Genomic DNA, 8,442 nt, shown 5'->3' with positions numbered 1-8,442 from the left:
TTTCCAATCACCATCCATATATAGCAACAACAACATGTATATGGTTGATATTGTTTTTATTAGATGAGTTAAGGCAGCACCCACACTTGCTAGCACCACGTTGCACAATATCGTGATGGCAACCTGCAGCATTAGATCAATAACCCGGAAGACCTTGAAATTAGTTTCCGAGAACGGGTAGTCCATCAAAATAAAAATACCCTGACTGCTCATAGCAATCAGGGTATTTTTATTTTGACTTAAATTAGTATTTATCTTATAATTACCAAACCCATTGGGGGCAAACTATTCGGTTGTTATTTAAAAGTTTAAATCCAAGTACTACCTCATGTGTGCCTGCACTTACATTATTAAGGTCAGAGGTGGTAAAGTCATAAGAGTAGGAGAAATCCAGCAGTGGGCTTATGTACACACCCACCATGGCAGCAACTGCATCTTTATGACGATATGAACCTCCTACCCAGAACCGCTCTGCATACATCACACGCACATTGGCATCAAAAGAAGCCGGACTTGGGCTTGCCAGCTTTACCATTACAGAAGGAATGATATCCAGATTTTCTGTTGGCTCAAGACGGTAGCTTCCTGTGATAAAATAATGGCGCTGCAACCCCAGCGTTGCATCTTCAAAAGTATTAGCGCCAAAACTTCCTGCATCCTCCAGCAATTGCGCGCCAGCTATACCCACTGAAAAATTTCGTGAATAAACCCATAAGCCCAGGTTCAAGTCCAGCACTGTATTGTTGATATTTCCTCCGCCTGCTAGCGGATCACTTTCATTACCTAACCTTAGGTCTGCAGAATTCACCGAACTTCGAATAACCCCTGCTGCAGCCCCCGCAGAAACATTTATGCTGTTGGTAACAGGCAAGTGATAAGCATAAGACATGGTTACTCCTGATCGGCGTAAAGGCCCTGTTTTATCTGTATGGAAGCTTGCTCCTAAGCCATGATGTGCCAGTGCCCTATGGTAAGCATTGCTTCCGGCTCCTTTATTGAGCGGCGTATGCGCAGATACATAGTAAGTACTTGGTGCTCCATCCAGTCCCACCCACTGCCTTCTGTGACTTACCCGTATATCGGCATAATCTTCTATGCCGGCAATAGCAGGGTTCAGCAGGAAGTTGTTCAGCATGTATTGGCTGTACTGCGGCCGCTGCTGTGCTATCGCCTGCCAGGAAAAGGTAACGAGAGCAAGTATAAGTATAAGCGATTTGTTCATGTCTTATCGGATTATGGTCACGTTACCGGAGATAGGGTCATTGTTAGTGCCATCCAGGTAAATGAGGTAATAATAAGTTGCCACTGGCAGAAGTTTGCCGTTGTAGGTGCCGTCCCATGGGGTGCTATAACCTTTTGAGCTAAAGATCTTGTTACCCCAGCGGTTAAACACTTCCACGCGCATATCAGGATAGTTCTGGAAATTCTCGATTTCCCACACCTCATTAAAAGAGTCTCCATTAGGTGTGAAGGCATTAGGGATGCGCAGGGCCGGAATTACGGTTATCGTTACCTCATCTGTATCCACACAGCCTTCTGCAGTAGTCACGGTTACTGTATAAGTGGTTGTTTCCTGTGGCCTTGCAACCGGGTTGGCTATGTTAGGGTTGCTCAGGCTTGCGGCCGGCTCCCACACATATGTGGCTCCTCCGGTGGCTGTTAGTGCCACTGGTTGCCCCTGTATGATTTCCGCATCCTCGCCTGCGTTAGCCTCTACAGGTACTGCCGTTACCGTTGCAGGTGTACGGGTGGTGCTAATACATTCATTTTCGTTTACGGCCTCTACATAGTAAGTAGTGGTTTGCGCTACGTTGTCTATGACATATTCTGCGCCAATAAATACTGGAGAACCATCTGAAGATGAAGTATACCACCTGTACTCAAGCCCATTCGGGTTTGCCACGGCCAGCGTAGCAGTACCTCCCACGCAAGCTATAGCATTACGGGTTACAAGCGTTGGAGCAGCCGGTATAGGCAATACGGTTATAGCTACCGGCTCTGAAGTATCAGAACAACCTCCTGAAAATACTACGCGGTGGAACCATGTTGGGCGGTTAATGGCTGTTGGGGTGTAGTTAATGTCATCATTTGTGCCTGATGCACGCACAAAACCAGTAGTAGCACTCACTGTACTGCTCTCCCACAGATAGGTATAGCCTCCTGCTCCGTTTGTTGGGGTACTTCCTGTAATTTGTGCGGCTACCTGGCCCGTACAAACAGCTTCCTGGGTGGCTACAATTGTATTGTTCCGAACCGCCGGACTAACTGTTATCTGGACTACATTGCTTTCTACTGTCCGGCAGGCCGCTGACCCAACTGTGCGTCGGAACCACGTAGTGGTGCTTAGCCTACCAGGGCTATAGCTGCGACCGGTGTTAGTGCCTGGTGCCGCAGCAAAACCTGTGCTAGACCCAATAGTACTGCTCTCCCACAGATAAGTATAAGCCCCGCTGCCACCAGTCGGCTCAGTGCCTGTAAGCGGTGCAGGTGTGGTACCAGTGCAAATCTCTGTTGTTTCTGCACTGATAGTGTTATCATCAAGAGGATCGTATACTGTGATTTTCACAGGGATAGACGCTACCCGACAGCCGTTTGATTCTACTACTCTCCTGAACCAACTGTCCTGTGTCAGTACACCTGGATCGTAGTTTTCTCCTGCGTTATCGCCTGGTGCCGGTACAAATCCTTCCTCCGGACCAGCTGTGCTAACTTCCCAGATGATACTATAATTTACCTCATCGCCTCCTGTTGGCCGAACACCGGTTAGTTGCGCAGGCGTTTCTCCTTCACATATTTCCTGGGCTGCACTGATGGTATTATTTTCAATGCGAGGTACAGCCGTTATTTGAACTGTATTACTTATACTAGGCTCACAATCTCCACTTCTCACCACACGTCTGAAAAAAGTAAGTTCGCTTATATTACCTGGAGTGTAGTTTTTATTGTTATTTACTCCTGGCGCTGCTTCAAAAGCACCTTCAAGGCCAACTCTTTGTTCCCACGTAAAAGTGGGATTGGCCCCACTTCCCCCGCTTGGGTCGCTGCCCTCGAGTTCTGCAGGCTTATCGCCTACACATATATTCTGATCTGCATTGATTGTATTGTTTGTAATACCCGGCACCACATTAACTATAACGGTAGCGCGTGGGCTAATACAACCACTGGTGTTAACGCCTTCTACATAGAAGTTAGTAGTGCTTGCCAGAGCAGGAGTTGTAAACTCTGTACCAGTACCCACAGGTGTGCCACCAGTTGGTTCTGTGTACCAATTGTAAGTTAGGCCCGGTACTGGACCTGAAGCTCTTAATGTAGTTGTACCACCTATACATGCCGGAGGTGCATCCGCAACTGTTGGTGCTTTAGTAAGCGGCGGAAGTATGGTTACAAGCTGTTCAACTGGACCTTGAAAATCAGAATTTCCACATTCGTTTTCAGCAAGAACACGAACTTTATATGTGCCTATTTTTGTAAAAGATATCGTTTGATTCTCTCCTGTTCTGTTTGTTACAGTTCCATCTGGGTCGGTGATAGTCCAGGTGACGCTGAAGTCATTTCCAAAATTCGGATCAAAGAAGGTTCCGCCGCCAGCCCCAGTTCCCCCTTGTCCATACGTTATGTCTGTAGGACCACAGTATTCTGCACTTGCTGGCAACTGAGCCTGCGGAAAACCGACCACCACACTCTCTTCTGACTCATCAGTCCCACAGGCGTTAGTTACAATCAGCTTAATCTGGTAAACCCCATTATCAAAGAATATTACCTTTAAATCCTTTTGGTCTAAGCCTCCTTCTACAATTTCATAAGGCTGCACACCTGGCGGCGATGTTATTTCCCATTCATAGGTTAATCCTCCTCCCGTAGATTCTTTTGCCGGTGTACCCTCTGTTCCCTCCGTTTCTCCCATTGTAACATACACAGGTCTGCAGCCTATGCCCGGTTCTATTTCAGGTGGCTTCTCCGGATCGTTCTTCATAGGGTTGAAACCAGCCTTAGGCTTCTGAAGATACTCGAAAGGCACTTCTATAACATTTGAGCACCTACCACGGTCAACGGTTCTAATTTTTATAATATAAACACCAAGATCCTCATAAACAGGCCCTTTAACAGGAAAATCACTAGCCACTCTAGCTGTGGGTTCTTCTCCGTTACCTGCTCCCCAATCTATGTAGTACTCAAGAATATCATTTAAATCATCCCCTTGAGTATTATTTATAATAACAGGTGCTATTTCAGCTTCTGCTGGGTCTTTCTCTTCGGGTAAACAGCCTTCTAACTTTTCTCCATCTGGATTCTCTCCCTCTACCGTGAATTTGGCATCAGGTGCTTGCAGTATGCTAATAGTTTGTGTGTATGTAGACGTGCAGCCAGTCGTCTGGTTTATAGCTGTCACATTTACTGTAAAGTTAGCGATACCCGTACCTAAAGACTCAAATGTGTGTGCAACTGTTTGGGAACCTGTGGTCCGTACCAAGGGAGTGTTATCACCGAAGTTCCACTCATAAGCCACTTCTCCCGTCACATTGGGTGCCTGGAGGCTAAAAACAATCTCATCGCCTGAGCACAGGTTGCTGGTACTGGCGTCAGGGCTTGTTGAAAAGGCAGGCGAAACAGGTTGTTGTCCATACGTGATGGCTATCCTATTTGATATTGCAGTTAGATCATCTCCACAACCATTTACTATCGCTATGATATAATAGCTGCCGGTCTCGCTTACTGCAATAGAAGAAGTCGTATTCCCTGTTTGTACACCATCTTTATACCACTCGTACGATTGAATATTTTCACCTAGTGTCGCTGTAAGAGTAATGGCAGGATCGCCTTCACAAAAATTCACTTTCCCACCTGAGGGAGGATTAACAATAACATCACATGGTGCAGCTAAAGCCTGTATATTACCCGAGGAAACAAAGAGCAGGCACAAGAGCGCAAATATGAAGTATAAACGCTTAGGTAGAAGAAGATGCATTAAATCGGAGTTAAGGGTGAACTATAGGCTCAGCGTTTCAGTATTACGGAATTTATATATATTAGATACATAAGCCTTTAAGGCTGCATCAGTTACAAAGCAAACAAATTGAGCCTTGCAGGAAGAGGGGATTGCCGCACCTAAACAACTTTGCAGTATGCAGCAGGCGCGAAACCACCTTTTACATCTATGTTAAAACCTCCAAAAGGTTACATATAAACTTGCTTTTTTATAATAGCTCTTTTTATAACGTATTCATCACCTGCAAATTGCATCAGAATGCTTATCAAAAAAAACAGGGCCTGCCACAAAAGTAGCAGGCCCTGTCTGTAAGAAAGCAGATTATATAGTTTTGATAAGTCCTTATGGCAGGGAAATTAGTTCTTCAGCCGGAGAGCATAGCAACATTAAGTGCTAGGCTATTCTAATCTACACTATGCAGCGAGAATTGCCGCAGCCAATTTCTAGCATCTTCTATGTCCTCAAATACTTGTGCCTCAAAAGCGGTGAGGCTCGCATAAAAATCAGTTGCAGTAGACTCAGCCAATGTTTCCGGAGTCGCAATCATAGCAAAATGTTTTAAACCTGCGCTTGCTGCATTAGGAGCCCATTCATTCAGCACCCAGTCGAGCGAGTGTGCCCATGTGCCTAACACCAAACGGGTATCGTTCAGCACACAGCAGAACCCAGCCTCTTCTAAAGCTGCTGTGTAGGCCTTGGCACCTGTCTGTATGTTATCTACTGTCAGATACCCTCTCCAGTCTACGTGCACCCACTTGTTATCTTTATCTACCTCTATAGTCAGAAACACTCTGCCAAAGGCATTTTTAAGCTCTTGTCTCAATTTATTCATGTTAAAGTAATGTCTAACAACAGTACTGCTTTGGCTGGTGCACCAAGGCTTACCTTCTTCTAAAAGTATAAAGCAGAAGCTTTGCCTATAAACCTCCTGCTTAACTGCTATTTTGCAGAATACATTTTTTTGCCAGCAGCAAAACACCCTCTAAAGCTATAATGTTTCGCCTGAAATAAAAAAATACATCCCCTCATCATTCGCCCCACTGTTATCAAACCTTTCAAAAGCTTTAATAACTTATTAAAAACAACAGGGTATACCTACAAAAATACAAAAACAGCATGAACTACCAACCTATAGAGAACTACGGTGTTATTGGTGATCTTAACACCGTGGCACTGGTAGGCCTAAACGGCTCTATCGACTTTATGTGTTTTCCAGATTTTGATTCTCCCACCATCTTCTCTGCTTTGCTGGATAAAGAAAAAGGCGGCTCTTTCTCTATACACCCTACGGCTGATGGGATGAAGCAAAAGCAGCTTTACCTCCCTGACACAAATGTGCTCCTGACCAGGTTTTTAGCTGATGAAGGTATTGGCGAGGTAACAGATTTTATGCCTGTAGAAGAACTGTACCAAGGCAAAGAGTTAATTAGGAGGGTATCCTGCGTGCATGGTGATCTTACTTTTGAGATGCATTGCAGCCCCCGTTTTAATTACGCTCGCTCAGCACATACTGTAAAACAACTAAGCGAGAAAGAAATTATTTTTACCAGCCAGGGAGAAGACAAAACCATTATAAGGCTTAAAAGCACTATTCCCCTACACCTAAACGAGGGAGATGCCCGGGCAACATTTACATTAAAAACCGGCGAATCTGCAGACTTCCTGCTCGATTACATAACCTGCGACACCCCACCTGCTACTGCATTAACCGAATTTGTTACCCAAAGCCTTTTCGATACCATTAACTACTGGAAAGACTGGGTAGCCAAGTGCAACTACAAAGGCCGCTGGCTTGAAGTGGTGAATCGCTCTGCCCTGGTGCTGAAGCTGATGACCTCGCACAAGTATGGCTCTATCGTGGCAGCACCCACTTTTGGGCTACCTGAGCAGATAGGAGGAGGGCGCAACTGGGACTATCGTTATACCTGGATCAGAGATGCCTCTTTTACAGTATATGCGCTGCTGCGGCTTGGCCATAGAAAAGAAGCAAAGCTATTTATAGACTGGGTAGATAAGCAGTGTGATGACATTGGAGACGCAGGCCACCTAAGCTTGATGTACGCCATAGACGGCAGAAAGGACCTTAAGGAAACAGAACTGGACCACCTGGAGGGATATATGGGATCTAAGCCTGTACGCATTGGCAATGATGCTCACAACCAGATACAGCTAGACATTTATGGCGAGCTACTGGACTCTGTTTACCTATATGATAAGTATGGCGAGCCTATATCTTTTGAGTTTTGGAACGACCTGCGGCGACAGGTGGAATGGGTATGCGATAACTGGCAGCGCGAAGATGAGGGAATATGGGAAGTGCGCGGTGGCAAAAAACAGTTTCTGTACTCGCGCATGATGTGTTGGGTTGCCATAGACCGGGCCATGAAAATAGCGGAGAAACATTCTTACCCTCTTCCGGAAAGATGGCGGCAGGAGCGCGACAAAATATTCTTTTCTATTCACAATGATTTCTGGAACGAAGAACTACAGTCGTTTGTGCAGTACAAAGGAGCTGATACAGTAGATGCGGCTACCTTGCTGATGCCTATGATCCGATTTATAGGGCCAAAAGATCCACGCTGGCTCTCCACCCTTAAACGCATAGAAGAAAAGCTTGTGTCTGATGCCCTTGTTTTCCGGTACCGTGTAAACGAGGAGCTAGATGGTTTAGAAGGCGGCGAAGGTACTTTTTCGATGTGTACCTTCTGGTATGTAGAGTGCCTGGCCAGAGCAGGGCAGGTTGACAAGGCGCGTCTTTACTTCGAGAAAATGCTTGGTTATGCTAACCACGTGGGTCTTTATGCCGAAATGCTAGGGTTAAAAGGAGAGCACCTCGGAAATTTTCCACAGGCTTTTACGCACCTGGGGCTTATTAGCGCAGCCTTAAGTATAAACGATATCCTGGAAGGGGAACAGAATAAGAAGAAGATATAACCTATACTTGCTTTTAGAGCTTTTATCTGATTTGCACGTCACCCAACAGCTAAAGCCACTAGCACTAACCCTACTCATGCTAGTGGCACATTACCTAAGTCGATGCCTGCTTTAGCTGTTGGGTGATTTTTTTCCTACATAACTTCTATACTGTAGCTAAATATGCAGAGAGCCTGCGCCTGTTAAGCACCACAGTCAATCAAGAAAAGTAATAGTTACAGCCAGACACTTTTATCTTCGCCCACCCATAGATTAATGGCAACAAGGCTAAAGCTCTGGTTTTTGTCTATTCTATTTTAGAGGCGGGCAATTTTGCCGCCCCCTTATTTTTATATCATAACACCTGCTGCACACCGGAACCAAAATCAGCTCTTAACAAGTTAGGTAAATCAAAACGACGCATAACACTGCTTCCAGTAGTATGGTAGTTGCGGCTTGCTTACAGAAGTATAGAAGGCCGCATTCTGCTTTTAGTGCTATGTAATTTCGTTTTAAAAGAAAAGAGAAAGGTTTATAGCAAG

Annotated in this window: 5 protein-coding genes; 1 reads left to right on the top strand and 4 read right to left on the bottom strand. The window is 45.4% G+C overall.

Annotation, left to right across the window (positions count from 1 at the left end):
- From ACFQ2O_RS17780 to ACFQ2O_RS17765, 4 genes are all read right to left on the bottom strand, one after another.
- The coding region (locus ACFQ2O_RS17780) for a hypothetical protein (RefSeq protein WP_377530956.1) at positions 1-213 on the bottom strand (213 nt) is incomplete at its 3' end.
- Between the two features lie 49 nt (positions 214-262).
- Positions 263-1,222 carry a PorP/SprF family type IX secretion system membrane protein gene (locus ACFQ2O_RS17775; RefSeq protein WP_377530952.1) on the bottom strand — a complete coding sequence of 320 codons (960 nt, stop codon included), beginning with the start codon at positions 1,220-1,222 and terminating at the stop codon, positions 263-265.
- A gap of 3 nt (positions 1,223-1,225) precedes the next feature.
- Positions 1,226-4,966 carry an Ig-like domain-containing protein gene (locus tag ACFQ2O_RS17770; protein ID WP_377530949.1) on the bottom strand — a complete coding sequence of 1,247 codons (3,741 nt, stop codon included), beginning with the start codon at positions 4,964-4,966 and terminating at the stop codon, positions 1,226-1,228.
- Between the two features lie 424 nt (positions 4,967-5,390).
- Positions 5,391-5,819, bottom strand: coding sequence for an STAS/SEC14 domain-containing protein (locus ACFQ2O_RS17765; RefSeq protein WP_377530947.1), 429 nt, complete (start codon positions 5,817-5,819; stop codon positions 5,391-5,393).
- 284 nt (positions 5,820-6,103) lie between these two features.
- On the opposite strand from ACFQ2O_RS17765, the gene ACFQ2O_RS17760 reads away from it, so the two are divergent.
- Positions 6,104-7,921, top strand: coding sequence for a glycoside hydrolase family 15 protein (locus ACFQ2O_RS17760; RefSeq protein WP_377530945.1), 1,818 nt, complete (start codon positions 6,104-6,106; stop codon positions 7,919-7,921).
- Positions 7,922-8,442 lie beyond the last annotated feature (521 nt).

The sequence above is a fragment of the Pontibacter rugosus genome (genome assembly GCF_042678745.1).
GTDB classification, from domain to species: domain Bacteria; phylum Bacteroidota; class Bacteroidia; order Cytophagales; family Hymenobacteraceae; genus Pontibacter; species Pontibacter rugosus.
This window is presented reverse-complemented; position numbering and strand designations above follow the sequence as displayed.